The organism is Pseudomonas putida, from assembly GCA_041879295.1.
Taxonomy (GTDB): domain Bacteria; phylum Pseudomonadota; class Gammaproteobacteria; order Pseudomonadales; family Pseudomonadaceae; genus Aquipseudomonas; species Aquipseudomonas putida_Y.
Map to the genome: position 1 here is coordinate 574,631 of CP047152.1, position 26,379 is coordinate 601,009.

30 protein-coding genes and 1 pseudogene are annotated in these 26,379 nt (G+C 62.3%); 17 read left to right on the forward strand and 14 right to left on the reverse strand.

What is annotated here, in order from left to right; all coding sequences use genetic code 11:
* Positions 1 to 18 precede the first annotated feature (18 nt).
* A complete protein-coding gene (locus GST84_02630; GenBank protein ID XGB11314.1) occupies positions 19 to 1,461 on the reverse strand; it encodes an amino acid carrier protein in 1,443 nt (480 codons plus the stop codon).
* A gap of 178 nt (positions 1,462 to 1,639) precedes the next feature.
* Between GST84_02630 and GST84_02635 the strand changes: the two genes are divergently transcribed.
* Complete coding sequence (locus GST84_02635; GenBank protein XGB11315.1) at positions 1,640 to 2,449, forward strand: XRE family transcriptional regulator; 810 nt, start codon at positions 1,640 to 1,642, stop codon at positions 2,447 to 2,449.
* A gap of 11 nt (positions 2,450 to 2,460) precedes the next feature.
* Here GST84_02635 and GST84_02640 read toward each other — a convergent pair whose 3' ends face one another.
* Genes GST84_02640 through GST84_02650 form a run of 3 tightly spaced genes read right to left on the reverse strand, consistent with a single transcriptional unit; the run spans position 2,461 to position 5,164 of the window.
* Complete coding sequence (locus tag GST84_02640; protein ID XGB11316.1) at positions 2,461 to 3,306, reverse strand: alpha/beta fold hydrolase; 846 nt, start codon at positions 3,304 to 3,306, stop codon at positions 2,461 to 2,463.
* A gap of 8 nt (positions 3,307 to 3,314) precedes the next feature.
* Positions 3,315 to 4,106 (reverse strand): TSUP family transporter, encoded by a 792-nt coding sequence (locus GST84_02645; GenBank protein XGB11317.1) that lies wholly within the window; start codon positions 4,104 to 4,106, stop codon positions 3,315 to 3,317.
* 17 nt (positions 4,107 to 4,123) lie between these two features.
* On the reverse strand, positions 4,124 to 5,164 hold the full coding sequence (locus tag GST84_02650) for a hypothetical protein (GenBank protein ID XGB11318.1): 1,041 nt from the start codon (positions 5,162 to 5,164) through the stop codon (positions 4,124 to 4,126).
* A gap of 261 nt (positions 5,165 to 5,425) precedes the next feature.
* On the opposite strand from GST84_02650, the gene GST84_02655 reads away from it, so the two are divergent.
* Positions 5,426 to 6,310, forward strand: a complete 885-nt coding sequence (locus tag GST84_02655; GenBank protein XGB11319.1) for a sugar nucleotide-binding protein — start codon at positions 5,426 to 5,428, stop codon at positions 6,308 to 6,310.
* A complete protein-coding gene (locus GST84_02660; GenBank protein XGB11320.1) occupies positions 6,303 to 7,235 on the forward strand; it encodes an NAD-dependent epimerase/dehydratase family protein in 933 nt (310 codons plus the stop codon). The genes GST84_02655 and GST84_02660 overlap by 8 nt, the downstream gene beginning before the upstream one ends.
* Before the next feature lie 30 nt (positions 7,236 to 7,265).
* Here the strand turns inward: GST84_02660 and GST84_02665 are convergent, their stop codons facing one another.
* Positions 7,266 to 7,709, reverse strand: coding sequence for a transcriptional regulator (locus GST84_02665; protein XGB11321.1), 444 nt, complete (start codon positions 7,707 to 7,709; stop codon positions 7,266 to 7,268).
* Between the two features lie 102 nt (positions 7,710 to 7,811).
* On the opposite strand from GST84_02665, the gene GST84_02670 reads away from it, so the two are divergent.
* A complete protein-coding gene (locus GST84_02670; GenBank protein XGB11322.1) occupies positions 7,812 to 9,017 on the forward strand; it encodes an MFS transporter in 1,206 nt (401 codons plus the stop codon).
* Here GST84_02670 and GST84_02675 read toward each other — a convergent pair.
* The 5 genes from GST84_02675 to GST84_02695 form a co-directional block, all read right to left on the reverse strand.
* On the reverse strand, positions 9,005 to 9,688 hold the full coding sequence (locus GST84_02675; protein ID XGB11323.1) for an outer membrane beta-barrel protein: 684 nt from the start codon (positions 9,686 to 9,688) through the stop codon (positions 9,005 to 9,007). The genes GST84_02670 and GST84_02675 overlap by 13 nt on opposite strands.
* A gap of 109 nt (positions 9,689 to 9,797) precedes the next feature.
* Complete coding sequence (locus GST84_02680) at positions 9,798 to 10,310, reverse strand: DUF3299 domain-containing protein (GenBank protein ID XGB11324.1); 513 nt, start codon at positions 10,308 to 10,310, stop codon at positions 9,798 to 9,800.
* Positions 10,311 to 10,436: 126 nt separating this feature from the next.
* On the reverse strand, positions 10,437 to 11,702 hold the full coding sequence (locus tag GST84_02685) for an FtsX-like permease family protein (GenBank protein XGB11325.1): 1,266 nt from the start codon (positions 11,700 to 11,702) through the stop codon (positions 10,437 to 10,439).
* Entirely contained in the window at positions 11,702 to 12,412 is a 711-nt protein-coding gene (locus tag GST84_02690) for an ATP-binding cassette domain-containing protein (protein XGB11326.1), read from the reverse strand. Before GST84_02690 ends, GST84_02685 begins: the two co-directional genes overlap by 1 nt.
* Positions 12,413 to 12,988: a DUF2796 domain-containing protein gene (locus GST84_02695; GenBank protein ID XGB11327.1), complete on the reverse strand. Its 576-nt coding sequence runs from the start codon at positions 12,986 to 12,988 to the stop codon at positions 12,413 to 12,415. It lies immediately after the preceding gene.
* Between the two features lie 129 nt (positions 12,989 to 13,117).
* Here GST84_02695 and GST84_02700 point away from each other — a divergent pair, with 129 nt between their 5' ends.
* Positions 13,118 to 13,462 (forward strand): hypothetical protein, encoded by a 345-nt coding sequence (locus GST84_02700; protein ID XGB11328.1) that lies wholly within the window; start codon positions 13,118 to 13,120, stop codon positions 13,460 to 13,462.
* Positions 13,463 to 13,612: 150 nt separating this feature from the next.
* Here GST84_02700 and trxA read toward each other — a convergent pair whose 3' ends face one another.
* From trxA to GST84_02715, 3 genes are read right to left on the reverse strand one after another with little or no spacing between them, the layout of a single operon-like run.
* Positions 13,613 to 14,485 carry a thioredoxin gene (gene trxA / locus GST84_02705; protein ID XGB11329.1) on the reverse strand — a complete coding sequence of 291 codons (873 nt, stop codon included), beginning with the start codon at positions 14,483 to 14,485 and terminating at the stop codon, positions 13,613 to 13,615.
* A gap of 31 nt (positions 14,486 to 14,516) precedes the next feature.
* Entirely contained in the window at positions 14,517 to 15,176 is a 660-nt protein-coding gene (locus tag GST84_02710) for a methyltransferase (protein XGB11330.1), read from the reverse strand.
* Entirely contained in the window at positions 15,177 to 15,623 is a 447-nt protein-coding gene (locus GST84_02715; GenBank protein XGB11331.1) for a hypothetical protein, read from the reverse strand.
* A gap of 91 nt (positions 15,624 to 15,714) precedes the next feature.
* Here GST84_02715 and nrdR point away from each other — a divergent pair, with 91 nt between their 5' ends.
* From nrdR to GST84_02775, 12 genes are all read left to right on the forward strand, one after another.
* Positions 15,715 to 16,194, forward strand: a complete 480-nt coding sequence (nrdR, locus tag GST84_02720) for a transcriptional regulator NrdR (GenBank protein ID XGB11332.1) — start codon at positions 15,715 to 15,717, stop codon at positions 16,192 to 16,194.
* Between the two features lie 2 nt (positions 16,195 to 16,196).
* Positions 16,197 to 17,327, forward strand: a complete 1,131-nt coding sequence (gene ribD, locus GST84_02725; protein XGB11333.1) for a bifunctional diaminohydroxyphosphoribosylaminopyrimidine deaminase/5-amino-6-(5-phosphoribosylamino)uracil reductase RibD — start codon at positions 16,197 to 16,199, stop codon at positions 17,325 to 17,327.
* A gap of 42 nt (positions 17,328 to 17,369) precedes the next feature.
* On the forward strand, positions 17,370 to 18,035 hold the full coding sequence (locus GST84_02730; protein ID XGB11334.1) for a riboflavin synthase: 666 nt from the start codon (positions 17,370 to 17,372) through the stop codon (positions 18,033 to 18,035).
* Between the two features lie 18 nt (positions 18,036 to 18,053).
* The gene (locus tag GST84_02735) at positions 18,054 to 19,145 is read left to right on the forward strand and encodes a bifunctional 3,4-dihydroxy-2-butanone-4-phosphate synthase/GTP cyclohydrolase II (GenBank protein ID XGB11335.1); all 1,092 of its coding nucleotides are present in this window, start codon (positions 18,054 to 18,056) and stop codon (positions 19,143 to 19,145) included.
* 91 nt (positions 19,146 to 19,236) lie between these two features.
* The gene (ribE, locus tag GST84_02740; GenBank protein ID XGB11336.1) at positions 19,237 to 19,713 is read left to right on the forward strand and encodes a 6,7-dimethyl-8-ribityllumazine synthase; all 477 of its coding nucleotides are present in this window, start codon (positions 19,237 to 19,239) and stop codon (positions 19,711 to 19,713) included.
* A complete protein-coding gene (nusB, locus tag GST84_02745) occupies positions 19,710 to 20,210 on the forward strand; it encodes a transcription antitermination factor NusB (protein ID XGB11337.1) in 501 nt (166 codons plus the stop codon). Before ribE ends, nusB begins: the two co-directional genes overlap by 4 nt.
* An 18-nt stretch (positions 20,211 to 20,228) precedes the next feature.
* The gene (thiL, locus tag GST84_02750; protein XGB11338.1) at positions 20,229 to 21,197 is read left to right on the forward strand and encodes a thiamine-phosphate kinase; all 969 of its coding nucleotides are present in this window, start codon (positions 20,229 to 20,231) and stop codon (positions 21,195 to 21,197) included.
* On the forward strand, positions 21,194 to 21,697 hold the full coding sequence (locus GST84_02755; protein XGB11339.1) for a phosphatidylglycerophosphatase A: 504 nt from the start codon (positions 21,194 to 21,196) through the stop codon (positions 21,695 to 21,697). Before thiL ends, GST84_02755 begins: the two co-directional genes overlap by 4 nt.
* Positions 21,698 to 21,713: 16 nt before the next feature.
* Positions 21,714 to 22,457, forward strand: a complete 744-nt coding sequence (locus GST84_02760) for a transporter substrate-binding domain-containing protein (protein ID XGB11340.1) — start codon at positions 21,714 to 21,716, stop codon at positions 22,455 to 22,457.
* A gap of 180 nt (positions 22,458 to 22,637) precedes the next feature.
* Complete coding sequence (gene ribA, locus GST84_02765) at positions 22,638 to 23,255, forward strand: GTP cyclohydrolase II (protein ID XGB11341.1); 618 nt, start codon at positions 22,638 to 22,640, stop codon at positions 23,253 to 23,255.
* On the forward strand, positions 23,252 to 23,671 hold the full coding sequence (locus GST84_02770; protein XGB11342.1) for an MFS transporter: 420 nt from the start codon (positions 23,252 to 23,254) through the stop codon (positions 23,669 to 23,671). The genes ribA and GST84_02770 overlap by 4 nt, the downstream gene beginning before the upstream one ends.
* Entirely contained in the window at positions 23,671 to 24,483 is an 813-nt protein-coding gene (locus GST84_02775; GenBank protein ID XGB11343.1) for an ABC transporter substrate-binding protein, read from the forward strand. The genes GST84_02770 and GST84_02775 overlap by 1 nt, the downstream gene beginning before the upstream one ends.
* Here the strand turns inward: GST84_02775 and GST84_02780 are convergent.
* Positions 24,461 to 26,297: pseudogene (locus GST84_02780) on the reverse strand (TonB-dependent receptor). The gene GST84_02775 and the pseudogene GST84_02780 sit on opposite strands and share 23 nt — an antisense overlap.
* Positions 26,298 to 26,379: the final 82 nt, after the last annotated feature.

Here is a 26,379-nt window from a genome sequence, read left to right on the forward strand (position 1 = left end):
GCTGGGCAGGGGAGGATATCAGCGCTGCGGCTGAACCTGGCCGACTGCTTTGTCAGTGGCTGTTTCCACCTGAGGATTGGCAGGCCAGGCATTGCGGTCCAGGTCCAGGTCGGCAAACTTGGACGAGTCGAACACAGGCTGCTTTACACCGGCCTTGCGCTGGTCGTCGTAGTCGCGCATGACTCGCAGGCCGACCTTGAACAGCAGAGCCAGGGCCACCAGGTTGACGAAGGCCAGGCAGGTCATGGTGATGTCGGCGAAGGCGAACACGGTCGACAGGTCTTGCATCGAACCCCACACGACCAGTGCCAGTACCAGGCCACGGAACACCATCAACACTACGCGGTTACGGCTGAGGAACTGCAGGCTGTTCTCGCCGAGGTAGTAGTTGTAGAGGATGCAGGTGAAGACGAACAGCGACAGCGCCACGCTGACGAACACGCGACCCCAGTCACCGACTACGGCGGCCAGCGAGTTCTGGGTCAGGACAATGCCGTCGCCCTCGAAGCCCGGGGTGTAGAAGCCCGAAAGCAGGATCAGCAGTGCGGTGCAGGTGCAGATCAGGAAGGTGTCGAGGAACACGCTGAAGGCCTGGACCACGCCCTGCGCGCCCGGGTGTTTCACGGCAGCCACGGCAGCGACGTTCGGCGCACTGCCCAGGCCTGCTTCGTTGGCGAAGACGCCACGCTTCACACCCATGACGATGGCGCTGCCGAGCAGGCCGCCGAAAGCAGGGTCGAGGCCGAAGGCGCTCTTGAAGATGGTTTCCAGCATGGCTGGCACGTGTTCGATCTGGGTGCCGATCACGTACAGGGTTACGCCGATGTAGGCCAGGGTCTTGACGGGTACCAGCAGGTCCGACACCGCCGCGATGCGCTTGATACCGCCGATGAAGGTGATGGCCAGCAGCACGGCCAGGACAATACCGCTGTGGCTTGGGTCGAAGGCAAAGGCGTTCTGCAGCGAGTGGGTCATGGTGTACGACTGCAGACCGATGAAGGCGAAGCCGTAGGTGACCAGCAGCAAGAGCGAAAACACGATGGCCATGCTCTTGCGTTTCAGCCCGTGCTGGATGTAGTAGGCCGGGCCGCCACGGTACAGGCCGTCGCCATCAGCGCGCTTGTAAACCTGGGCCAGGGTGCATTCGAAGAAGCTGCTGGACATGCCCACCAGTGCGGTGACCCACATCCAGAACACGGCGCCTGGGCCGCCCAGGGTCACTGCGATACCGACACCGGCGATGTTGCCGGCACCCACGCGGCCGGCCAGGCTCAGCATCAGGGCCTGGAAGGAACTCAGCTGGCCTGCCTGGCCACGCAGCGATTCCTTGAACACGCTGAACATATGGGTGAAGTGGCGGAACTGGACGAACCGGGAGCGGATGGTGAAGTAGCTACCCAGACCTACGATCAGCACGATGAGGAGTTTCCCCGAAAGGAAATCGTTGATTACTTCGAGCATTGGAAAATGACCTCGATTCTTATTCTTCGTGTGGAAAGACCAGCGGACGGCAGGCGCACCGCTATTCGTTGGGGCGCATGGTTGGCTATGACAAGACTGGTTACAATTTCGCGGATTGCTCTGACTTGATGCGACTTGATGCTACAATGGCGTCATTCGCGTCACCTGGATTCCGCATATGAGCGATCACTTCGCTACCAACCTCAAACTCGCCTGCAGCCACTACCGCTCTATTTCAGAAGTTTGCCGCCAGCTCTCGATCAACCGCGCGCAGTTCAACAAGTACCTGAGCGGGCAAAGCCGTCCGACGGCTTTCAACCTGAAGCGCATTGGCGACTTCTTCGGTGTCGAGGATTACGAACTGAACCTGCCCGCCGAGCAGTTCGCCCGTCTGATCGGTGCGCGGGTATCGACCCTGGCCGAGCAGCCCAGTGACCCGATCAGCGAGTTGTTCCGCCCGTTACACGAACATGCGGGCAATCTGTCACGCTATTGCGGTTACTACTTCGAGTATTCCAACTGCATGTCGGTACCGGGCACGATCCTCGTGTCGCTGGTGCACCTGTGGGAAGAGCGTGGCCGTTTTCTGTTCGAGCGCCAGGAACGGCAGGAACGCTCCAGTGCTACCGATCAGCATGCCGAGGTACGCTGTCGCTACCTGGGGGCGGCGTTCCAGTTGCAGGACCGGATGTTCCTGATCGACTACGAGTCGCTGACGTTCAACGAGATGAGCCAGACCATCCTCATCCCCAGCTTCAAAAGCCGCATCACCCGGTTGAATGGCCTGAAGGCCGGGGTATCCAGCGGCGACCGGCGCAACCCGGCCTGTACCCGGGTGGTGTGGGAATACCTGGGCGAGGAGATCAATCGCATCAATGCGTATCGGCAGGTGAAACTGTACCGGCCGGATGATCCGCGCATAGATGACGATGTGCGTAAGCGGTTGAGTGTGGCGCCGTTGCGCGATGGTCTGTTCGAGATCGAGTAATGCTTAACGCCTTAAGCACTGTCGAGGATGAAAGCTGCTACTGCGTCCGCAACCTGGTCCGCTATCGCGGGAGCCCTGCGCAAATGTGCCGCGATGCCATGGTCGCAGTCGGTAAGAAACAGGCATTGCAAGCGCGACGCTGAAACTGCTCGCATCAAGGCGAGGGTAACTTCTTCAGGAATCGGGCTATAGCGTTCAGTGCCGGCAATCCACAGGTTGCCAGCGCTGGTGCCAGGGCCTTTGCCGAATCTCTGGGAGTTGAGCCCGTCGTACTCGCCGATCACCATCAATACTCTTCCACGAAACTGGTTGAGGAAGGTGTAGCTATCGCTCTCCAGAAAACCGAAAGGCTTGTTGATGGCAGCAGTGAATGCTGGGCCGAACGGCGCCTGGTAGGCATGGTCTGGATAAACTGCTGGGCAGATCAATACGATGTTGTCCACTTGTGGCAACTGTGCTGCAAGCTTGAGCGTAATTGCCGCGCCAAGGCTGTGGCCTATGAGCGTTCGGCATCGAGGCGCGATATGCGCGTGGAAACGCTGTGCTTCATCAAGGTTCGTAGCCAGTGACGGCGACATTGCGCCTGGCTCGCTGGCGAGGCTATGGCCTGACAGATTGCCAGTGAGTGAACCAATGCCTGCGGCTTGCAGGCGATAAAGCAGGGGGTTGAGCCGGGTAAAGTCGGAACGCGCGCCCCCCAAAACGAATGCTGGAGCTGCGCGCTCGATATCAGGTACCAGCAATCGCGCCTGTTGCTGGTAGTTTCCAAAGACTTCATTGATGAACAGCTCTTTGCCTGGGGCGGGCTCATCAAACTGCCACTTCACGCGCTGCGGGGAAGCCTTTTGAATGTGCATGGTGCTCTCTAGAAGAACTGGTTGAGCCATTCGCCGAGCGGGTTGCCCGTATCGAGCAGCAGTTTGAGTGCCATGATGCAGCAGACGCTGACCAGCAGCGGTTTTATGAGGCGTGAGCCGAAGCGTACTGCGCAGCGTGCCCCCAATTGCGCGCCCAGAAAGGCGGCGAGCGCCATTGCCAGCGCCAGCGGCCAGATGATCGCCCCGCTGAGAGAAAAAACTGACAATGCGCCCATGTTACAGGCTGCGTTCAAAAGCTTGCTGGTGCATACGGCTTGAATGAGGTGCTGGCCCAAGAGGACCACGCAAGCCAGCATGAAGAACGAGCCGACTCCAGGGCCGAAGATGCCGTCATAAAAGCCAATGATTGGTGCAGCCGTCACGCAGAATAGGCTAGTCGATACCTTTGCCTTGCGCGCTTGTTCATTCGGCTTTGGACTGAAGGCAAAGTAGGCGGCGATCAGGATCAGCAGTGGTGGGACGCACGCCTGCAAAACGCTTTTGGGGACGTAAGTTATCGACAAGGCTCCCAACGCCCCACCGATGAACGACATGACAGCCATGGGACTGCCTCGTCTCCAGTCGATCATGCCTTTGCGGGCGAAGGCGCACGTAGCCGAAACCGTAGCCGAAGCTGCCTGGAACTTGTTAGTGGCAATAGCTGCCAAGGGTTCTACACCGGCAATAAACAGCACCGGGAGCGTGATAAGGCCACCGCCGCCGGCGATAGCATCAAAAAAGCCGGCCATCAGTGCAACCAGTGCGAGTAGCAGAACAAACGTCAAGTCGATTTCGATCATGGGGTATTTTCCTGTGCTCAACCACGGACCAGCAGCGGGTCTTCAGCGAGCACCAACGGTACGGCGAAGGGGGAGTATCCGAATTGACGGATAAGCAGGCGCCGGTTGTCCTGGACCTTGTCGCGGCCGTGCAAGGCTCGGCTGTTGTTGATCAACAATGCGCTGTCAGGTTGCAGGGCAAACGTCAGCGGTTGCGCAGTGCTCAGTGCTTTTTGAAAGGCGTTGAACGCGCGCGCCGCAGCGTTGCAGGCACGTTCATTCAGGCTGAAGCGATAGCTGTTGTATCGAACAGAGAAACCACCATTGGGCTCGAACTGCAGCATTGAAACTGCTTTGCCAGCATTGCCCTGTCCCTGAGCGAAGCAGTCACTGCGTGTGAAGTCGAAAGACTTTGAAGTCAGCGCAAGTGTGTCCAGGTTACTCAAGCGTTCGATGATTTCCCGGAGTGGGAAGACATTCGTAGGTTCATTGGCGGGGTTCCAGCGCGCAGTGAGAATCAGTGCTGAGGGAGCAGGGGAGTGAGCGTTGCTGGCGTTTGTTGAGCAGTTGTAAGGTGCTTCAGTGTGTGGCCCCAAGCGCAAGCCCGCATGCGAGCTGGTTTCAACCTCCAGGCAGGGATCTTCGTCGGGGCGCGGGACGCGGCCACCGCCCTTGAAGTTGCCGACCAGGCGGACCTGTTTGCCATCGTTGTCGATATCGAAGGCGAAACTGCGGTGGCGTACGAGTTCCAGCAGCAGTTGATTGCGCGAGGCAAGGTATTGGCAGCGAGGGCTTTGCGCCAGGGCGGTAATGTCGGGTAGGTATTCTGGTATTGGCTCGTTGGCACAGTGCATCTGCCTGTACATCAAGGCAGATAGATGGCCTTCACTGAAGCGCCGGAGGAGCGCACGCTGTTCTTCACTCAAGGCTTTTTCGAGTTGATCGGCGAATATACGAGCCTGAAGTGCTACTCCTTTAGCCTCCGGTCCACCCAAATCAGCAAGGGTTTGGCTTGCAAAGGCTATGGCCTGGCTTTGCTCTGGGTAGAAATCCAGGTAGGCAGCTTCCGAATGAGGCATTGAACGTTCCTTGTCGTTTTTATGTGAAACTCCCTGGCCGGCAAGTGGGGAGTCGACTATTCAATGCAGTTATGCCGATACGTGGAAGTCAGCCCATTCCTCGTATGTCGTAGGAGATTTCTGTCTGTGGCGGTATTGAGCGGTGAAACTGTGGAATCGCTCCCGCCTGCGGCATCCAACGGGGCCGGTGTTGGACTTCCCGGGCAGGAAACCGCAAAATAACCCCTTTACTTCATCAACCTCTCCGGATCTGCTGACTCTATGCGTATGCGCCTAATGCTGTTGGGTGGTGGCAATGCCCTCGGGCAAGCGCTGATTCGTCTTGGGGCCGAGGAGGACATCGCATTCCTGGCACCGCGCCCGCCCGAGAACGGCTGGGCGCCCTCAAGCCTTACTCAGCTGCTCGATGACCATCGCCCCGACGCGCTGGTCAACCTGGCCTATTACTTCGACTGGTTCCAGGCCGAGTCGGTCAGCGAGCAGCGCCTGGCCCAACAGGAGCGGGCGGTGGAGCGGTTGGCAGAGCTGTGCCAGCACCATCAGATCACCTTGGTGCAGCCATCCAGCTACCGTGTGTTCGATGGTGCGCGGGCAACGGCCTATAGCGAAAAGGACGAGCCAGTGCCGCTGGGCTTGCGTGGCCAGGCCCTTTGGCGCATCGAGCAGAGCGTGCGCGCGGCGTGCCCGCAGCATGTGCTGCTGCGCTTTGGCTGGTTGCTGGACGAGAGTATCGATGGCGCGTTGGGACGCTTCCTGACCCGTGCCGAGCAGCCACAGGAGCTGCTGCTGGCCGATGATCGACGTGGCAATCCGACGCCGGTCGATGATGCCGCCCGAGTGATCCTGTCGGTGCTCAAGCAACTCGACTGCAATGCGCCGCTGTGGGGCACCTACCATTACGCTGGCAATGAGGCGACCACGCCGCTGGCGCTGGGCCAGGCGATCCTCGCCGAGGCCGGCCAATACCGCCAGCTGGCCGTTCAGGCCCCCACGCCGCAGGCCCATGCCGCGCGCCCGGATGCCAGCGAAGAGCCACAGCACGCGGTACTTGCCTGCAAGAAAATCCTTCATACCTTCGGTATCAAGCCGCGTGCCTGGCGCGCTGGCTTGCCACCTCTACTGGACCGGTTCTACCGCCATGGCTGACGCCCCCATCCTGATCACCGGCGGTGCCGGCTTCATTGGCTCCCACCTGTGCGATGCGTTGTTGGGCAAAGGCTACGCCGTACGCATTCTCGACGACTTCTCCACCGGCCGGCGAAGCAACCTGCAGGTCGACCACCCACGGCTGGAACTGATCGAAGGTGATGTTGCCGATGCAGGGCTGGTCACTCAGGCTGCGGCTGGCTGCCGTGCTGTGGTGCATCTGGCAGCGGTAGCGTCGGTTCAGGCCTCGGTCGAAGACCCGGTGCGTACCCACCAGAGTAACTTCATCGGTACCCTCAACGTTTGCGAAGCCATGCGCGTGCATGGCCTGCGCCGGGTGCTGTTCGCCTCCAGCGCAGCGGTGTACGGCAACAATGGTGAAGGGGAGTCGATTTCCGAAGACACGCCCAAGGCGCCGTTGACCCCTTATGCCGTGGACAAGCTGGCCAGTGAGCAGTATCTGGACTTCTACCGCCGCCAGCATGGCCTGGAGCCGGTGGTGTTTCGCTTCTTCAATATCTTCGGGCCACGGCAGGACCCTTCCTCGCCGTATTCCGGAGTGATCAGCATCTTCTGCGAGCGTGCTGTGCAGGGCTTGCCGATTACAGTGTTCGGGGACGGCGAGCAGACCCGGGACTTCCTTTACGTGGGCGACCTGGTGCAGGTGATGGTGCAGGCACTGGAGCAGCCGCAGGTCGAGGAGGGGGCGGTGAACATCGGGCTGAACCAGGCGACCTCACTGAACCAGTTGCTGGCTGCGCTGGAGAAGGTTGTGGGGAGCTTGCCAGCGATCAGCTATGCGGCGGCGCGATCGGGTGATATCCGCCATTCGCGAGCGGATAACCAGCGGTTGTTGGCGCGGTTCGAGTTTGCGCAGGTGACGCCGATGGTTGAAGGCCTGGCAAAGCTTCTCGGTAAAGGCTGAACCCCTCGGGGCTGCGCCGTGGCCCTGAAATCACCCATGCCGCACCCTTCTGCGCTGGCAATCTTCGGGATGTAAGGCCCGCCCATCCTGGCTGCGGACCTGCAATATTTGAAGCGCTTGCCCCGTCACGCCGTCCACCAGCTCCGAACGCGTTTCACCCGCCTCGAACAGAAACCGCTCCCCCCACTGCCTCAAACCAACCACCACTGGAAATACCGACTGCCCTTTGTCGGTCAGCACGTACTCTTTGTAGGCACTGCCATCCGACGCCGGCTGTGTCATCAGCAACCCACTTTCCACCAACAGCTTTAGCCGCGAGGTGAGGATGTTCTTCGCCAGCCCCAGGTTCTTCTGAAATTCACTGAAACGCCGTAGGCCGTCAAAGGCATCGCGCAGGATCATCAGCGCCCAACGGTCACCCAGCACCTCCAGAGCCCGGGCCACGGGGCACTGCGCATTGTTTTCATCGAGCATGGGGCACGCCTGTCTTGATTATCTGGTTGCAGATTAAAACCACATTTGTTAAATAGCCAGCGGGTGGTTTCAAATTGAAACCAGATTCCAGAGGCTTGCCCGATGACACCTTCGCTGACACGCTGGTTAACCCTGTTGCTTGCCACCACCGGTGCGATGGCTGTGGCGACGGTGTACTTCGCTCAACCGCTGCTTGAGTCGATGGCTGCTGAGTTGGGGGTGGCGCAGCAGCAGATTGGCTGGGTAGTCGGCGCGACCCAGGCGGGCTACGCTTTGGGGCTGCTACTGATTGTGCCGCTCGGAGACTTGGTCGACCGTAAACGTCTGTTGCTTGGCCAGTTGCTGTTCTCGACGCTTGCGCTGGTCGGCGTTGGCACGGCGCCGAACTGGGCAATATTGCTGCTGGCGCTGGCTATCACCGGGTTGATGGCCGTCATGGTGCAGGTGATGGTGGCTCATGCCGCGAGCCTGGCCTCACCTGGCCAGCAAGGGCAGGCGGTAGGCACTGTCACCAGTGGTGTGGTGCTGGGTATCCTGCTGGCACGGCTGGCTTCGGGCGGGCTTGCCGACCTGGCCGGTTGGCGAAGTGTGTACCTGGTCGCCGCAGGGCTGTTGATGTTGCTGGCGCTGGTGCTGTGGCGCAGTCTGCCCGGCGGGCAGCCGATGGGAAGCCGGCCGGGTTACCGGGCGCTGATCGTGGCCCAGTTCAGCTTGTATCGGCACGACAGGTTGCTGCGCCAGCGCGGCGTGTTCGGTGTATTGATCTTCGCCGCATTCAGCGTGCTGTGGAGTGCCATGGTCATGCCGCTAAGCGCTGCGCCGTTGGCGCTGAGCCATACCGAGATCGGCCTGTTTGGCCTGGCAGGTGTGGCGGGTACGCTGGCGGCTTCGCATGCCGGTCGTCTGGCCGACCATGGGCGGGGTGAGCGTACCACCGGGGTGTCGTTGGCCCTGCTGACGCTGTCGTGGCTGCCAACAGCATTCGTCGAGCATTCACTGCTGGCCTTCGTGCTGGGTGTGCTGATGCTGGACTTTGCCGTGCAGGCAGTACATGTCACCAACCAGAGCCTGTTGCTGGCCGGGCGTGGTGCGATGGCTAGCCGTTTGATCGGCGCCTACATGTGTTGCTATTCGCTGGGCAGCGGTTTGGGGGCGGTGTTGGCGAGCTGGGTGTTTGCACACTGGGGCTGGGTTGCCGTGTGTGGGCTTGGCATGGGCATCAGTGCGGTCGCACTGTGCTACTGGCTATGGCTGCAACGCGCGAGGGCGGCCGAGGCCGCCCTGCAATGTTCAGGTCAGAACTTGTAGCCAAGGCCGACCATATATACCCACGGGTCGACGTCAACGTCGACCTTGGTCTTGCTGTAGCCAAGGGCGGTCGGGCCGTTGACGCTGGCCTTGGTATCGATGTCGACGTACCAGACCGAGGCGTTTACCAGCAGGTTGTCGGTCAGCATGTAGTCCATGCCCAGTTGGCCGGCGATACCTACCGAATCCTGCAGCTTGAGGTTGCTGAAGCCTTGTTGCTTGCGTGCGCTGCTCAAGTCTTCGTCAAAGAACAGGGTGTAGTTGATACCGACGCCAGCGTACGGCTGGAAGCGCGAATTCGGCTCCATTGGGTAGTACTGCAGCGACAGCGTCGGCGGCAGTTGCTTGATGTCCGCCAGCTTGCCGTCCAGCCCGCCGCCCAGACCTTTTACGGCGACGGTGTGCTTGAACGGGGTAGCTGCCAGCAGCTCCAGGCCGATGTGGTCGGTGAGCATGTAGGCAAAGGTCAGGCCCAACTGGGTATCGCTGTCCAGGGTCGCCTTGGTGCCCGACACCTTGTTACCGTCGAACTTGAGGTCGCCGCTGCTCTCGTTCGGGGCGGTGGTGATGGCGCCTGCGCGCAGGATCATGTCCCCCGCCTGATAGGCGTGGGCGGCAGGGGCGGCGAGCGCAAGGGCCACAAGCGAGGCACCCAGCAAGGACTTGTTCATGGAAGCTCCCAAAGGACGTTATTAATCGAGTAGTCCAATGGTACGGAGCTGGTTGAGCGGAAAGTTTGACCCAGCTCAACGAAGCGTCTTCACGAATTCGAAACAGTTCTCATCTCAGCTCATAAGCGTAGATTTTCTCGGCTTCCATCTGGTAACCGGCGTCGGCCAGCTCGCTGCTGGAAGCTCTAACCTGCATCTTTCCCTCGATCCAGTAGGGCTGGTAGAGGTCTTCGACGCGCACGCCCATCTCGCTGAAGATATGCACGATCTGGTTCGGCGGTGGCGGCGGCACGTGGATGCACGCACCGTAGTAAGGGACCAGAAGGAATTCGGTGGTGCGGCCTTCTTCGCTGACCTCCAGTGGCACGATGTAGCCGGGCAGCTTGACCTGATGGCCGTCGAGGCTTTTTACCACTGGCGCATCGGGCGCCTGCTGGCGCGCGGGTGGGGCGGATTCGGCAGACAGGGCGTTGCTGAGCTGTGACATATCGTGCAGCGGGGTGAGTTGCGGCGGGATGACCGGTGCACCTTCAGGGATCAGTGCTGGCCAGTCCAGCTCCTTGGGTTCGGCGGCCCATAGAGGCATCGCTACCAGCAACAGCAGGGCCAGCAGCATTTGCATTGCCGGCCTCTTCGCGGGCATGCCCGCCCCCACAGGTACTGCCCAAGGTCCGAAGCCTGCGGGGCTTGCTGTGGGAGCGGGCGAGCCCGCGAAGCAGGCGGTGAGGTGTTTGATCATTACGCGCACTCAGAGGTGGATGGACAGGCCGTCGGCCAGCGACTGCCGGTAGGCCCGCCACGCCGGCACGCTGCCCATCAGCAACGCCGCCCCCAGGATGATAGCCAGCAAGGTCCATTCATGAGCACTCGGCAGAGCCAGTGGCAAATACAAACCATAGTTGGCCTGCACATACCCCTGTGCCAGGGCGATACCCGCATATAGCAAGCCAAGCCCGGCCACGATCCCGACCGACGCCAGTGACAGTGCTTCCATTACCAGCAACCCTGCAATATGCCAAGGCCGGGCCCCGACCGAGCGCAAGATCGCCATTTCCCGGCGGCGTTCGTTGAGGCTGGTGAGAATCGCCGTGAGCATGCCGATCAAACCGGTCAGCACCACGAACAGTGACACCACGAACAATGCCTGCTCTGCAGTGCCCATCAGGCTCCACAGCTCCTGCAGGGCTACCCCAGGCAGGATCGCCAGCAATGGCTCGCTGCGGTATTCGTTGATTTCCCGCTGCAGACTGAAGGTTGCGATCTTGCTGTTCAGGCCAAGCATGAATGCAGTGATGGCAGCAGGTTGCAGGTCCATCGTACGGGCCTGCTCGGCGCTGATGCGCCCGGCGCCACGGGCGGGTACGCCGTTGTGCCAGTCGATATGGATCGCCTCCATGCCGCCCAGGCTGATATGCAAGGTGCGGTCGACAGGTGTGCCGGTGCGCTTGAGTATGCCGACCACGGTAAACGGCTTGTCGTCGTGCTTGACCAGACTGATTGCGGCCACACCGTGGGCCAGCACCAGCCTGTCACCCAGCTTGTAGTGCAATGCCTCGGCCACTTCTGCGCCGAGCACCACCTCGAAGGGGTCGTTGGCAAACTCACGCCCCTGGCTCAGTTCCAGATGCTGGCGGCGGCCGTACTGATAATGGCTGAAGTAATCTGTGGTGGTACCCATCACTCTGTAGCCACGGTGCGAATCGCCCAGCGAGATCGGGATTGCCCACTTCACCCGTGGGTCCTGCGCATAGTGCTGAAAGCTGTCCCAGCGGATGTTATTGGTCGCGTTGCCAATGCGGAACACCGAATACAGCAGCAGGTTCACCGAGCCAGAGCGTGCACCGACGATCAGGTCGGTGCCGCTGATGGTGCTGGCGAAGCTGGCACGGGCTTCGGTACGGACACGCTCTACAGCCAGCAGCAGGCACACCGACAGGGCAATGGCGAAGGCGGTCAGAAACGCGGTGAAGCGGCGGTTGGCCAGGCTGGCCAAGGCAAGGCGGAGCAGGTACATCAGGCCTCCCGGGGCTTGGCGGCACGGTTCAGTTCAGCAAGCGACAGGTGGCGGTCGAACAGCGCTGCCAGGCTCTGGTCGTGGCTGACGAACAGCAGGCTGGCGCCGGCGGCGCGGCACTCATCGAACAGCAGGCGGATGAACGCTTCGCGGGTGTCTGCATCCAGAGCCGAGGTCGGTTCGTCGGCAATCACCAGCTCAGGCTGGCCGATCAGTGCGCGGGCGGCTGCGACCCGCTGCTGCTGGCCGATCGACAGGCTGTCGGCGCGGCGGGCAAGCATGGCAGGGTCGCCCAGGCCCAGGTGGGTCAGCAGCGTGCTGGCCGCCTGGTCAACACTGCCATGGCGCTGCTCGGCGCGTGCCTTGCGGCTGCGCGAGAAGCGGCAGGGCAGCTCGACGTTTTCACGTACCGAGAGGAACGGCAGCAGGTTGAACTGCTGGAAGATGTACCCTGTGTGATCGACCCGAAAGCGGTCGCGGGCGCCCTGGCTCAGGCTGCCGAGATCCTGGCCGAGCAACTGGATGCGGCCCTGGGCCGGCACGTTCACCCCGCCCAGCAGGCCCAGCAAGGTCGTCTTGCCACTGCCGCTAGGGCCTTTGAGAAACAGTGCTTCACCAGCGTCCAGGCGCAATGCCGGAATATCCAGCAGCGGCGGGTGGCCTGGCCAGGCAAACACCAGGTCATGCAGATCGATCAACGGCTGGTTCATTCAGAAGGCGACCGCTGCCTTGGCCGGCGTGGTTTCCACGCCTTTCTGGCCATTGGGGCCTATCAGTTGCACGTTGATTCTCTGGGTGGCGGGGAAGGCCTTGAACAGCGGCGCCAGGTCCAGCTGGGTCAGTTTGTCGGGGTTGGCGCACGTCAGCTGATAGTGGGCGCCGATGTCGCTGTGCTGATGGCCGTGTTCGTGTTCGTCACTCTCGTCATCGGCCTTGGAGGCGTCACCGAAGAGAGGGCTTTCCAGTGCCTGCTGGTCTTCTTTGCAGTTTGCGGCGCCAGAAAGACCGAACAGCTTCAGTGGTTGTTCAAGTTGCTGACGCACGGCGGCGACTTTGGCCTTGTCGGCATCGCTGCTGGCGGCATGCTCGAAGCCGACCAGGTTCATTGCCGGGCTATCCAGCTCCAGTTCCAGGGTATTGCCATCGAGTACCGCGTTGAGCTTGGCCACGCCATGCTCGTGGGCGCCGAGCGAGCCGTGGGCGTGGTCATGATCATGGTCATCGTGGGCATGGGCAACGGCCAGTGGCAGCAAGGCGAAGGGCAGGGCGAGCAGCAGGCGACGCATGGACGACTCCGGAGCGGGCTGAAAGATTCGGTTATGTTATAACAACTTTTCTGCGTGCTGCCAGTCTGTGTGGCCAAGTTTCATGTTGCGGTAGCATGGGGACATTGACGTGACCTCAAGGAAAGCATCGTGAGAATTCGTGGACAGATTGGTGACTGGCCGGTGGACCTGACCATCGAGCTGACGCCTGAGGAGTGGGGGCAACTGGGGCGGCAGACCGAGGTGCCGGTGGCAGCCCAGGCGGCTGCGACAGCTGCGGTGGCCGGGCCGCGCCAAAATGACGCTCAGTGGGCTGCGGCGCGTGATGTGTTGCGTCTGGCAGGACAGATGAGCGGGCCGGAATTGCTGGACCGGCTCGAAGGATTGGCCGGGAGTACGGCGGCGGGCAAACGGCTGCTGGTGCGTTTGCGGCACAGCAGTGAGGTCAAGGTGGAGAGTGGCGTGGATGCGCCGGTTTATCACTGGTTAGGGTGAGCGCTGTTTTCGCTGTTGGAGCAAAGCCTGCGCGGTCGCCTGTAGGAGCGGGTTTACCCGCGAACACCGGCGGAGCCGGTGCCATCCACCGCGTTGGCTTCTTCGCGGGCATGCCCGCTCCCACAGGTACAGCGCAGGCTTCAAGGTCACTCAGAACATCGCCGCCGACAGCTTGCGACGATAAACACCAACCAGCGGGTGATCGCCACCCAGCAATTCGAACACCTGCAACAGCGCCTTCTGCGGCAGCCCGTTCTCGTAGCCACGGTTACGCTGGAACAGCTTCAGCAGCCCTTCCAGCGCCGCCTCATACTGCTGGCGCGCCAGTTGCTGAATGCTCAGCTGATAAGCCGCCTCGTCGTCTTGCGGGTTCTGTGCCAGACGGCTTTTAAGGTCAGCCACTTCCGGCAGGCTGGCGGCTTGGCGCAGGAAGGTCAGCTGGGCCTTGGCACCGGCCAGTGCAGCTTTGTGTTCGTCAGTCTTGACCGCATCCAGTACCACTTGCGCTTCGCCCAACTCGCCACGCTCGGCCAGGCAGCGGGCATACAGAATCAGCGCTTCGGCATTGCTGTTGTCCTCACCCAGCAGCGTCTGCAACAGCGCTTCGGTTTCGGCAAAACGGCTTTCGGCATACAGCGCTTTCGCCTGCTCCAGTGGCGAGGCGGTGGGCGCGGCTGGCATTTGTACATGCGGCTCGAGCATGGCGCGGATCGCCGATTCCGGTTGTGCCCCGGCAAAGCCGTCTACCGGCTGGCCGTCCTTGAACAGAACCACTGTCGGCAGGCTACGGATGCCGAACTGGGCAACCACCTGTTGCTCCACGTCGCAGTTGATCTTGGCCAGCAGCAGCTCGCCCTGGTAACCCTCGGCAATCTTTGCCAGCAATGGCATCAGTGCCTTGCAGGGGGCGCACCACTCGGCCCAGAAGTCCACCAGCACCGGTTTGTGGAAGGAGTTCTCGATCACCAGTTGCTGGAAGTTGGTATCGGTGGCGTCGAAAATGTAAGGCGTGTCTTGGGTCATCGCGACTCTCGCAAACTCGTGTATGGCAACACTATAAGGTGTCGCGGCTGGCGTGGTACAGGCTGACCCGGCGGAATTCGTGTGGCTCGGCCAGGTCCGGCAGGGTCAGTGCTTCGAGCACGCCCAATTGCTGGTACAACGGGTGGCGAAAGTCACGTACTCGCGAGTCGGCCACCAGGGCCTGGCGACCGCGGCTCAGGAAGGCATCCAGCAGCGGCAGGTTGGCGCGGTCGTACAGCACATCGGCAACCAGGATCAGGTCGAAGCGGTCTTCCTCGGCAAAGAAATCGCTGCTGTAGCTTAGTGTCACCCCGTTCAGTGCCGCATTCGCACGGCAGGCATCGAGGGCCAGCGGGTCGAGGTCGCAGGCCATCACTTCCAGTGCACCGGCGCGTGCAGCAGCAATGCCGGCGATACCAGAGCCGGCGCCAAAGTCCAGCACGCGCTTGCCCGCCACCCACTCCGGGCGTTCGGCCAGGTAGCGGGCCATTGCCAGCCCACTGGCCCAGCAGAAGCTCCAATAGGGCGGCTCTTCGAGAATGCGCCGGGTTTCTTCGCTGCTGAAGGCGCGATCCATGTTCTGGTCGTCGATCAGCCATAGCTTCAGGTCGCAATCGGGCAGTTCGCTGACGATCAGGCGCGCCTCGCCGATCAGGCCGCTGAGGGCCTGTTGCAGGGCCAGTGGCGCCACTTAAGGCGCCTTCTCGAAACGCAACGGGCCTGTGGCCTGGGTCTGTGCCTGGGTAATGCGCACCGGGGGCAGGTGCATGATCAACTGGCCGGAGTTGCTGGCGCGGCCACGCAGTTCGACTCGGGCACCGGGCGGGAAGGCTTCGGGGTTGAAACGCAGGTGGTAGGGCAGTGCCTGGCCAGTACCGGTCAGGTTACTGCTGGCCAGCAGGCGCTGCGGGCGGTCGCGTTCGTCGATGACCAGCAAGGCCAGTTCCACGTCGGCACCCGCCGGGACTTCCAGCAAGGTGCCGCTCAGCTCGCGCTGGTAGGCCGGTAGCGGGCCCAGTACCTCGGCCTTGGCCGAGCGGGCTGGCGTGGGCGCCGGGTTGTCGGTCTTTGGCCTGTCGCTGCCGCAGGCAGCGAGCAGAGCGGCGCAGCACAGCACGACGAGCGCTCGGTAGTGCATGGGGGAGTCCTTCACGGGCATATTTCCCATGGATGTTAACCCCTTTGGCTTGTCTTGCCAGTGCAATGCGCTACCATGGCCCTCCCTTTTTTTGTTGCCTGCCACCATGCACTGTCCCTTTTGCGGTGCCAACGACACCAAGGTCATCGACTCTCGCCTCGTCGCCGAGGGCGAGCAGGTGCGCCGCCGCCGTGAATGCGTGGCCTGCGGCGAGCGTTTCACCACCTTCGAAACCGCCGAGCTGGTGCTGCCCCGGCTGATCAAGCAGGACGGCACACGCCAGCCCTTCGACGAAGAAAAGCTGCGCGCCGGTATGCAACGGGCGCTGGAAAAGCGTCCGGTCAGCGTCGAGCGCCTGGAGGCTGCGTTGGCGCACATCAAGAGTCGGCTGCGTGCCACTGGCGAGCGCGAAGTCAAATCGCTGGTGGTCGGTGAAATGGTCATGGCCGAGCTGCGCAAGCTCGATGAAGTGGCCTATATCCGCTTTGCCTCGGTGTACCGGCGCTTCCAGGACCTCGACGAGTTCCGCGAAGAAATCGACCGCCTGGCCCGTGAGCCAGCTAAAGAGTGAACATGCCCAGCCAAGCCGCCATCCTTGACGCCCACTACATGGCCCGCGCGCTGGAGCTGGCGCGCAAAGGCCTGTACACCACCCACCCGAACCCGCGGGTAGGCTGCGTGATCGTACGTGATGGCGAGGTGGTTGGCGAAGGCTGGCACGTACGCGCCGGCGAGCCGCATGCCGAAGTGCATGCCCTGCGTCAGGCCGGTGAGCTTGCCCGCGGGGCTTGTGCCTACGTCACCCTGGAGCCATGCAGCCACCATGGCCGTACGCCGCCGTGTGCCGAAGCGCTGGTCAAGGCCGGTGTGGCGCGTGTAGTAGCCGCCATGCAGGACCCTAATCCGCAAGTGGCGGGACAGGGCCTGCAGCGCCTGGCCGAAGCCGGAATCGAAGTGGCCAGCGGGGTGCTCGAAGCCGAGGCTCGCGCCCTCAACCCAGGCTTCCTCAAGCGCATGGAGCACGGCCTGCCGTTCGTTCGCGCCAAGCTGGCCATGAGCCTGGATGGCCGCACAGCCATGGCCAGTGGTGAAAGCCAGTGGATCACCGGCCCGGCCGCCCGCTCGGCGGTACAGCGCCTGCGCGCCCGTTCCAGCGTGGTGCTGACCAGCGCCGCCAGTGTACTGGCAGACAACGCACGCATGACCGTGCGTGGCGCCGAGCTGGGCCTGGATGCCGAAACCACCGCCCTGGCACTCAGCCGCACACCCTTGCGAGTGTTGATCGATGGCCGCCTGCGCCTGCCACTGGCTGCGCCGTTCTTCCAGGCCGGCTCGGCTCTTGTGGTGACTGCTGTCGCAGATGACCCGCGCTATGCCGCTGCCGGCCACGAATTGCTCAGCTTGCCGGGCGACAATGGCCAGGTCGACCTTGCGGCGCTGATGCAGGCCCTGGCCGCCCGCGGCGTAAACGAAATCCTGCTGGAAGCTGGTGCCGGCCTGGTGGGTGCCTTTGCCCGGCTGGGCCTGGTCGATGAGTTCCAGCTGTTCGTCGCCGGCACTTTCCTCGGCTCCCAGGCCCGCCCATTGCTGGACTGGCCACTGGAAAAGATGAGCGAGGCCCCGCGGCTGAAAATTACCGAAATGCGCGCAGTGGGCGATGACTGGCGGGTCACGGCCATCCCCCTGCCGGCGCCCGGCGTATAATGCCGGGCTTGCCCCGCGCAAACCGTTTTTGAGGAAGACCCCATGTTCACCGGCATCATCGAATCCATCGGCACCATCCGCAGCCTGACCCCCAAGGGTGGTGACGTGCGCGTTTACGTAGAGACCGGCAAGCTCGATCTGGGAGACGTCAAGCTCGGCGACAGCATCGCCGTCAACGGTGTTTGCCTCACGGCCGTAGAGCTGCCGGGCGACGGCTTCTGGGCCGATGTCAGCGTCGAAACCCTCAAGCGTACCGCCTTCATCGATCTCAAGAGTGGCAGCAAGGTCAACCTGGAGAAAGCCCTGACGCCCACCACCCGCCTGGGCGGGCACCTGGTCAGCGGCCACGTCGACGGGGTCGGCGAAATCATTTCGCGCAGCGATAACGCTCGCGCCATCCAGTTCCGCGTGCGTGCACCAAAGGAACTGGCCAAGTACATCGCCCACAAGGGTTCGATCACCGTCGACGGCACCAGCCTGACGGTCAACGAGGTCAATGGCGCCGAGTTCGAGCTGACCATTGTCCCGCACACTCTGTCCGAAACCATCATGGCCGATTACCGTGCAGGGCGTCGGGTAAACCTTGAGGTCGACCTGCTGGCCCGTTACCTGGAGCGCTTGCTACTGGGTGACAAGGCCGCCGAACCGAGCAAGGGCAGTGGCATTACCGAAAGCTTCCTGGCCGCCAATGGCTTCTTGAAATCCTGATTGAGAAGGGGGTGCCGCGTGGCGCTCAACAGCATCGAAGAACTGGTCGAAGACATCCGCCAGGGCAAAATGGTCATCCTGATGGATGACGAAGACCGCGAGAACGAAGGCGACATCATCATGGCAGCCGAATGCTGCCTGCCCGAGCACATCAACTTCATGGCCAAGCACGCCCGTGGCCTGATCTGCATGCCGATGACCCGCGAGCGTTGCGAAACGCTGAAGCTGCCGCTGATGGCACCGCGCAACGGCTCGGGCTTCGGCACCAAGTTCACCGTGTCGATCGAAGCCGCCGAAGGCGTCACCACCGGTATTTCCGCCGCCGACCGCGCACGCACTGTGCAGGCTGCTGCTGCCAAGGACGCCAAGGCCGAAGACATCGTCAGCCCAGGTCACATCTTCCCGCTGATGGCCCAGCCAGGCGGTACGCTGGCGCGTGCCGGCCACACCGAAGCCGCCTGTGACCTGGCGCGCATGGCCGGTTTCGAGCCAAGCGGCGTGATCTGCGAAGTGATGAACGACGACGGCACCATGTCGCGCCGCGCCGAACTGGAAGTGTTCGCCGCCGAGCACGGCCTGAAGATCGGCACCATCGCCGACCTGATCCACTACCGCATGATCCACGAGCGCACCGTGCAGCGTGTCTCCGAGCAATCGGTGGAGAGCGAGCTGGGTGAGTTCAACCTGGTCACCTACCGTGACGCGGTCGAAGGCGACGTGCACATGGCCTTGACCCTGGGCAAGATCTGCGCCGAAGAGCCGACCTTGGTACGGGTACACAATATGGACCCACTGCGTGACCTGCTGCTGGTCAAGCAGCCAGGCCGCTGGAGCCTGCGCGCGGCCATGGCCGCCGTGGCCGAGGCCGGCAGCGGTGTGGTCTTGCTGCTGGGCCATCCGCTGGACGGCGACGTGCTGCTGGCGCACATCCGCGAAAGTGCGGGCGATGCGCCGACCAAGGCACCGACCACCTACAGCACTGTGGGGGCCGGTTCGCAGATCCTGCGCGACCTCGGCGTGCGCAAGATGCGCCTGATGAGTTCGCCTATGAAGTTCAACGCGATATCCGGATTCGATCTGGAAGTTGTAGAATACGTGCCCTCCGAGTGACTTGAGGCGGCATTGACGCCCTCTGCTCGAGTCCAGACCCCTGTCGAGGCCGCTTGTATGCGGCCTCGCTCTTGAAGATGAGAATATCGGAATGACCCTGAAGACCATCGAAGGTACCTTCATCGCCCCCAAAGGTCGCTATGCTTTGGTGGTTGGCCGCTTCAACAGCTTCGTTGTCGAAAGCCTGGTAAGCGGTGCCGTTGACGCCCTGGTACGCCATGGTGTCAACGAAAGCGACATCACCATCATCCGTGCCCCGGGTGCATTCGAGATCCCGCTGGTGGCACAGAAGGTCGCCCAGCAAGGCGCCTACGACGCGATCATCGCCCTGGGCGCCGTGATCCGTGGCGGTACCCCGCATTTCGAATACGTGGCGGGCGAATGCACCAAGGGCCTGGCCCAGGTGTCCATGGAGTTCGGTGTTCCGGTGGCCTTCGGCGTACTGACCGTCGACTCCATCGAGCAAGCCATCGAGCGTTCTGGCACCAAAGCCGGCAACAAAGGTGCTGAAGCTGCCCTGTCCGCACTGGAAATGGTCAGCCTGCTGGCGCAGTTGGAGGCCAAGTGATTAGCGACGAAAGCGATCGTTTCAACCCGCGCGATCCAAAACCTGCGGATGCCGGCAAGCCCTCGAAGAGCGCCAAGCGCCGCGAAGCCCGCAAGCTCGCGACCCAGGCCCTCTACCAGTGGCACATGGCCCAGCATTCGCTGAACGAGATCGAAGCGCAGTTCCGGGTGGATAACGATTTCACCGATGTCGACGGTGCCTATTTCCGCGAGATCCTGCATGGGGTCCCGGCAATCAAGGGCGAAATCGACAAGGCGCTGGTGCCTTGCATGACCATCGCACTGGAAGAGCTCGACCCGGTCGAGCTGGCCGTGCTGCGCCTGTCCACCTGGGAGCTGATCAAGCGCGTCGACGTGCCGTACCGCGTCGTGATCAACGAAGGTGTGGAACTGGCCAAGGTCTTCGGTGCCACTGACGGCCACAAGTTCGTCAACGGCGTACTGGACAAGCTCGCTCCGGCGCTGCGTGAAGCAGAAGTCAAGGCGAACAAGCGCTGATCCTGGCGCTGCCTGGCCATGGGTGAGTTCGAGCTGATCAACCATTACTTCGCCGCTGCGCCTTGTGCGCAGGGCGGCGAGGGCGTGGCGCTGGGTATCGGTGACGACTGCGCCCTGCTGGACCTTCCCCCCGGTGAGCAACTGGCGGTGTCGACCGATACCCTGGTCGCCGGGGTGCACTTTCCTGCTGTTTGCGATCCGTTGCTGCTTGGCCAGCGTTCATTGGCTGTGGCGGCCAGTGACCTGGCAGCCATGGGCGCGACTGCAATCGGCTTCACCCTCGCACTGACCCTGCCTGACGTTGGCCCTGACTGGCTGGCGGCCTATGCCGACGGCCTTGGTCGCATGGCCCACCGTTGCCGCATGAGCCTGATCGGTGGTGACACTACGCGCGGCCCGCTGAGTATCACCGTCACCGTGTTCGGCCGCGTGCCGGCTGGCCAGGCCTTGCGCCGCAGCGGTGCAAGGCCGGGTGACCTGTTGTGTGTCGGTGGTTCGCTGGGCAAGGCCGCCGGTGCATTGCCGCTGGTGCTGGGTGAGCGCGAGGCGCCTGCCGCGCAGGCCGAACCGCTGCTGGCCCATTACTGGTCACCGATGCCGCAGCTCACACTCGGTGCCCTGCTGCGTGGCCGGGCCACGGCGGCGCTGGACATCTCCGACGGGTTGCTCGCCGACTGTGGGCATATTGCCAAGGCATCCGGTGTCGCGTTGGAGGTGAACCTGGCGCAAGTGCCAGTGTCTCCTGCTCTGGAGGCCTTCCTCGGCCGGGAAGCAGCGGTGAAGGCGGCGCTTACCGGTGGCGACGACTACGTACTGGCCTTCACCTTGCCACCAGAGGCGCTGGCGCCCTTGGCAGCCTTCGATTTTATCGAAGTGCATACCGTCGGCCGTGTGCTCGAAGGGCAAGGCGTGACCTTGCGCGACGCGCAGGGCCAGGACATCACTCCCGTTCAGCGGGGCTATCAACACTTCAGGGAGATACCGTGACCGATCACCCCAATCAGGTGCCTGCGGAGTTCGTTCCGCCTTCGGTCTGGCGCAACCCGTGGCACTTCATCGCTTTTGGCTTTGGTTCTGGCACCTTGCCCAAGGCGCCGGGTACCTGGGGCTCGCTGGTGGCCATACCGTTCATCCCGCTGTGGCAGATGCTGCCCGACTGGGGTTACTGGTTGTTGCTCGGCGTGAGCATGCTGTTTGGCTTCTGGTTGTGTGGCAAAGTTGCCAATGACTTGCGCGTACACGACCATGAAGGCATTGTCTGGGACGAGATTGTCGGCATGTGGATCACCCTCTGGCTGGTGCCGGAGGGCTGGCAGTGGCTGTTGGCAGGGTTCCTGCTGTTCCGCTTCTTCGACATCCTCAAGCCGTGGCCGATTCGCTGGATCGACCGCCATGTGCACGGGGGCGTCGGCATCATGCTCGACGATATCCTGGCCGGCGTGTTTGCCTGGCTGGGCATGCAGGTTCTGGTGTGGGCGGTTGCCTGAAACAGGGGGCGCGTGAATGGCCATAAGGACTGTGCTGCTGGCAATGCTGCTGAGTGTTGCCCCGTGGGTAATGGCTGCCGAGGGCGTGCCGAAACAGATCCATCTGGTTAGCGAGGAGTGGCTCGACTACACCAACGCCGACGGTACCGGGGTAGCCTGGGATGTGCTGCGCAAAGTGTTCGAGCCGGCCGGGGTCAAGGTGGTTACCCAGAGCGCGCCCTACAGCCGGGCGGTTGGCCTGGTCAAGCGCGGCGAGGCTGACGCCTGGGTTGGCTCGTACAAGGAAGAGAACGACTACAATCTGTACCCGCGCTGGCACTTCGATATGGACCATATCTATGCCCTGGGGCTGGCCAGCAAACCTGCGCCTACCCTGGAGACCATCGGCAAGTACCGGTTGGCCTGGGTGCGTGGTTACGATTACGGCAGCTACTTGCCCAATGTGCACGAGTTCCGCGAAATCCAGCGTCGCGAGGGCATTTTGCCAATGCTCGACCATGACCGGGTGGACTACTACATCGATGCACTGACCGAGATCGACTACGTGCTCGGGCAAGCCTCCCAGCCCGAGCGCTTCCGCCGTACTCATGTGGCCGAGTTGCCGTTGTACCTGGCCTTCGCCCGTAACGACCAAGCCAAGGCCCTGCGCGACCTGTTCGACAAGCGCATGAAAGAGCTGGTACGTAGCGGCGAGCTGAAGCCGATTTTCGAGCACTGGAAACAGCCCTATCCATTCAATGCGGATAGTCGCCCGCACTGAGACTGAATACATCAAGGTATAGCGCGGTCCGCTGTGGCAGCGGGCTTTTGATTGAGGGGTGGCTTTTAATAAGTATCGAATTTTTCGATCTTAACCCACTGTATACAGCCAGCCCACATCCCCCAACCTGCTGATACAATCGGCCCACGAGAAATTTCCTACTTATTCCAGGAGCACAACGTGCCCGTCGTCTTTGTTGCCGCCTCTAAACTCCCGACGCCCTTCGCGACCTTCACCATGCATGGTTTCCTAGACGAAGCCACAGGCCGTGAGCATGTGGTGCTCAGCCTGGGTGATATCGCGGACGGCCAGCCGGTATTGGGGCGCCTGCATTCCGAGTGCCTGACCGGCGATGCACTGTTCAGCCAGCGCTGCGACTGCGGTTCGCAGCTGGAAGCCGCGCTGCAGGCCATCGCCCGCGAAGGCCGTGGGGTGCTGTTGTACCTGCGTCAGGAAGGCCGTGGCATTGGCTTGCTGAACAAGATTCGCGCCTACGAACTGCAGGATGGCGGCGCCGACACCGTAGAGGCCAACGAACGCCTGGGCTTTGCTGCCGACCAGCGTGACTACGCCATATGCCTGCCGATGCTCGAGCACCTGGGCGTGAAGTCGCTGCGCCTGATGACCAACAATCCGCGCAAGGTCAAAGCCCTGACCGACATGAACATCGTGGTTGCCGAGCGTGTGCCGCTGCACACCGGGCATAACCCGCACAACCGCTACTACCTGGCGACCAAGGCCGGCAAGTTGGGCCACATGCTGGGCAATGAACACCAGGGCGAGGTGCCCCAGGCGTGACCCGCGCCGAGGTCAAGCGGCGCCTGGCCCTGGCTTGGTGGCAGTACCTGGCGGTGGGCCTGGTGCCGCTGCCTGTCATGGCTTGGGCCTTTGGGGGAGGCGATGCGTTGATCCCGGTGCTGGCCATGCCACTGTTCATCGCCGGTGCGGCTACCATGTTTCTCAGCCTGCCGCGCTTCGGCGCCTACAAGCGCGCACTTATTGCCACCTCCAAGGTGCTTGGCACGGGCGAAGAACCCACTGCCTGGATCGAACTGGCGCGGGTACGGCGCATGGCCATGCTGTATGCCTGCTTTCCGGCTTGGGTCGCCGCACTGTCGGTGCTGGTCGGCCTGGAGGCTGTGCCGCAGATTCTGCTCGCACTGTCGACGGTTGTAGTGCTGTACCTCTATCGTATTCCGCGCCAGTTAGGCTGATGCGACTGCTACCTGGCCTGCTGGCGTTGTTCGCCTGTACCGTGCTGGCTGCAGAACCGCTGCGTGTTGTCAGTCTGGCCCCTTCTATGAGCGAGATCATGCTTGAGCTGCAGGCCGACGACCTGCTGGTGGGCGTGCTCGATGGCGGCGAACGGCCGGCTGCGCTGCGCCACTTGCCTTCGGTCGGGCGCCAGGGGCAACTGAACATGGAGCGCCTGCTCAGCCTGCGCCCTGACCTGTTGCTGCTGTGGCCAGGCAGTGTGCCACCGGCCCAGCGCGACCAGCTCAAGCGCCTGGGTATCGCCACCTTCAGCGCCGAACCCCACGACATCAGCCAGCTGATCGAGCAGATCGAGGCCATTGCCGGGCGTATCGGGCGTGCCGAGCAAGGTCATTCATACGCGCGAGCCCTCCGTGAGCGGCTGCAGCAGCTGCGCCAGCAGTATCGGCGTGATGAACCCTTGCAGGTGTTCTATCAAGTCTGGGATCGACCGTTGTACACGCTCGGTGGCCGCCAGGTGGTGACCGACGCCCTGGCCGTGTGCGGGGCGCGCAATGTGTTCGCCGACCTTGGCCAGCCGGCGCCACAGGTGAATGTGGAGTCCGTGCTGCTGCGTAATCCGCAGGTCATCCTGGCAGCCGATGAGGCGCAATTGGCCAGCTGGAAAGCCTGGCCGCAGATTCGAGCGGTTGCTGATGGTCGCCTGCTGGTGGTGCCGGACAAAGGGCTGGAGCGCCCCAGCGGGCAGATGATCGAAGCCACCGCCCGCTTGTGTGCGTTGCTGGACGCTAAAGCGCCGGGGTCCAGGTGATGCTCAAGAGCCAAGTGCGGCTTTCTTCGCGATAGCCGTAGTCGTTCCCCAGATGGTTGTAATGGACGCGGCTGTACTGCTTCCCCAGCAGGTTATCCAGCTTCAGGTCGAGCGTAAGCTCGCGGCTTGCCAGCCAGCTCCCGCGCAGGCCCGCGATGCCGTAGCCTGCGATGGGGTCACTATTGCCTTCATCGTTGTAACTGCTGCTGACTGCCTGCCAGGAAGCGCCAACAGTGAAGCGGTTGAATTGGCGGTCCACGTCTAGGCTCAAGGTGCGCCGTGCCCGGCGAGGTAGGGTACGGCCGTTCTCCCTATTACGCGGGTCGATCAATGCCAAGCCCAGTTGAGACGTCCAACTGTTCCATTCTTGGCTCAGGGCTATCTCGAAACCGTCGATGCGCGCGGTGCCGACATTCTCAGGTCGTTCGCTGTATTCGATCGCGTCACGCAGGTCGGTGCGGTATAGCGAGGTCTCCAGTTTGCTGTTTTTGCTCAGTTGGCTGCGCCATTGCAACTCATAACTTTTCGAGTGTTCGGGCTTGAGCTCCGGGTTGTTGTAGCCAGGGAAGTAAAGGTCGTTGAAGGTGGGGGCGCGGAAACCTTCGCTGTACGACAGCAACATGTCATTGGCCTCGTTGAGCGGTACCGTCAGGCTGCCGCTCCAGGTGGTCTGCCCACCAAACTGCTGATTTTTGTCGTGGCGCAGGCCAAGCTCGGTGGAAAAGAATTCGCTATGAAAGCGATGCTGGGCGAACAGCGCATGATTCCAGCGGCTGTCTTCCGTGAAGTCCTCACTCGCATGGACACGGTCTTCGTACCAGTCGCTACCCAACAGCAGGCTGTTGTGTTCATCCAGGGCCAAGTTGTTTTGCCAAGTTGCCTGGTCGCGGTAGGTATTGAACGGGGCGCTTGAGTGGCTGAGCTTGTCTCGGCTTTCATCGCGGTTTTCGCTGTGGGCCAGCTCAACCCGAGTGCTCCACTGCTCGCTGACCTGGGCATCCAAGTAGCTGCCGATGCTGCTGACAGCGAAGTTCGAATACGGCACCTGAGGGCTTGCACCGCGCGGCTCGTCGAATTCGCTGCGACCACGGCTATCGAGCAGGTTCAGGCCGGCTTCGAAGCGCTCACCGAAGGTATGGCTCAGGCTAAGGTTCAACGCCTTGTTGCGGTAGGCGTCGTGGTCACCATCGCTGGCGAAGGATGGCCCGGTCGAGTCAATGCCGGCTGTTTCATCCAGGCTGGCGCCAAGGTTGAAGCGAGTCGTGTCGTTGCCGCCAGAAAGCCCCAGGCTGCGTTGGAATGTCTGGTTGCTGCCGGCGGCCATGCGCAGGCTGCAGGCCGGGGCCACTACTACGTCGGGTGAAGATCTGGATCACCCCACCAATGGCATCGCTACCGTACATTGCCGAGCGCGAGCCACGCAGCACTTCAACCCGCTCGATCTGGTCGACGTCCAGAAACTGCAGGCCGCTGTCGCCCGAAGTGGCATTGGCGATGCGTACGCCATCGACCAGCACCAGGCTTTGCGCCGCCTTGGTGCCACGGATAAAGATGCCAGGCAGGCTGCCACGGCCACCGGTGGGGGCCACTTGCACGCCCGGTACGCGGGAGAGCAGGTCGGTGACACTGGTGGGTTGCAGGCGGTCGATGTCGGAGCGGGTGAAAACCGTGTTTGCAGCACTGGTGGCGGTACGCGACTCGACCTGGCGGCTGGCGCTGATCAGCACGTCGGGGAGCTTGAGGGCGTCGTCGCGTTCAGCGGCCAGAAGGAATGTTGGAGCGCAGAGAATTGCGGCGCAGGCAGACTTCTTCATGGGCAGTTCCAAAGCATTCGCGGGTCAACCCGCTCCCACAGGACTTCCACAGATCTTGAGCACTGTGCAGTCCCTGTAGGAG

Excerpts from the sequence above, each read along its gene's own strand:
- GST84_02630 (XGB11314.1), bottom strand. The coding sequence starts at position 1,461 with ATGCTCGAAGTAATCAACGATTTCCTTTCGGGGAAACTCCTCATCGTG.
- GST84_02635 (XGB11315.1), top strand. The coding sequence starts at position 1,640 with ATGAGCGATCACTTCGCTACCAACCTCAAACTCGCCTGCAGCCACTAC.
- GST84_02640 (XGB11316.1), bottom strand. The coding sequence starts at position 3,306 with ATGCACATTCAAAAGGCTTCCCCGCAGCGCGTGAAGTGGCAGTTTGAT.
- GST84_02645 (XGB11317.1), bottom strand. The coding sequence starts at position 4,106 with ATGATCGAAATCGACTTGACGTTTGTTCTGCTACTCGCACTGGTTGCA.
- GST84_02650 (XGB11318.1), bottom strand. The coding sequence starts at position 5,164 with ATGCCTCATTCGGAAGCTGCCTACCTGGATTTCTACCCAGAGCAAAGC.
- GST84_02655 (XGB11319.1), top strand. The coding sequence starts at position 5,426 with ATGCGTATGCGCCTAATGCTGTTGGGTGGTGGCAATGCCCTCGGGCAA.
- GST84_02660 (XGB11320.1), top strand. The coding sequence starts at position 6,303 with ATGGCTGACGCCCCCATCCTGATCACCGGCGGTGCCGGCTTCATTGGC.
- GST84_02665 (XGB11321.1), bottom strand. The coding sequence starts at position 7,709 with ATGCTCGATGAAAACAATGCGCAGTGCCCCGTGGCCCGGGCTCTGGAG.
- GST84_02670 (XGB11322.1), top strand. The coding sequence starts at position 7,812 with ATGACACCTTCGCTGACACGCTGGTTAACCCTGTTGCTTGCCACCACC.
- GST84_02675 (XGB11323.1), bottom strand. The coding sequence starts at position 9,688 with ATGAACAAGTCCTTGCTGGGTGCCTCGCTTGTGGCCCTTGCGCTCGCC.
- GST84_02680 (XGB11324.1), bottom strand. The coding sequence starts at position 10,310 with ATGCAAATGCTGCTGGCCCTGCTGTTGCTGGTAGCGATGCCTCTATGG.
- GST84_02685 (XGB11325.1), bottom strand. The coding sequence starts at position 11,702 with ATGTACCTGCTCCGCCTTGCCTTGGCCAGCCTGGCCAACCGCCGCTTC.
- GST84_02690 (XGB11326.1), bottom strand. The coding sequence starts at position 12,412 with ATGAACCAGCCGTTGATCGATCTGCATGACCTGGTGTTTGCCTGGCCA.
- GST84_02695 (XGB11327.1), bottom strand. The coding sequence starts at position 12,988 with ATGCGTCGCCTGCTGCTCGCCCTGCCCTTCGCCTTGCTGCCACTGGCC.
- trxA (XGB11329.1), bottom strand. The coding sequence starts at position 14,485 with ATGACCCAAGACACGCCTTACATTTTCGACGCCACCGATACCAACTTC.
- GST84_02715 (XGB11331.1), bottom strand. The coding sequence starts at position 15,623 with ATGCACTACCGAGCGCTCGTCGTGCTGTGCTGCGCCGCTCTGCTCGCT.
- ribD (XGB11333.1), top strand. The coding sequence starts at position 16,197 with ATGCCCAGCCAAGCCGCCATCCTTGACGCCCACTACATGGCCCGCGCG.
- GST84_02730 (XGB11334.1), top strand. The coding sequence starts at position 17,370 with ATGTTCACCGGCATCATCGAATCCATCGGCACCATCCGCAGCCTGACC.
- ribE (XGB11336.1), top strand. The coding sequence starts at position 19,237 with ATGACCCTGAAGACCATCGAAGGTACCTTCATCGCCCCCAAAGGTCGC.
- thiL (XGB11338.1), top strand. The coding sequence starts at position 20,229 with ATGGGTGAGTTCGAGCTGATCAACCATTACTTCGCCGCTGCGCCTTGT.
- GST84_02760 (XGB11340.1), top strand. The coding sequence starts at position 21,714 with ATGGCCATAAGGACTGTGCTGCTGGCAATGCTGCTGAGTGTTGCCCCG.
- GST84_02775 (XGB11343.1), top strand. The coding sequence starts at position 23,671 with ATGCGACTGCTACCTGGCCTGCTGGCGTTGTTCGCCTGTACCGTGCTG.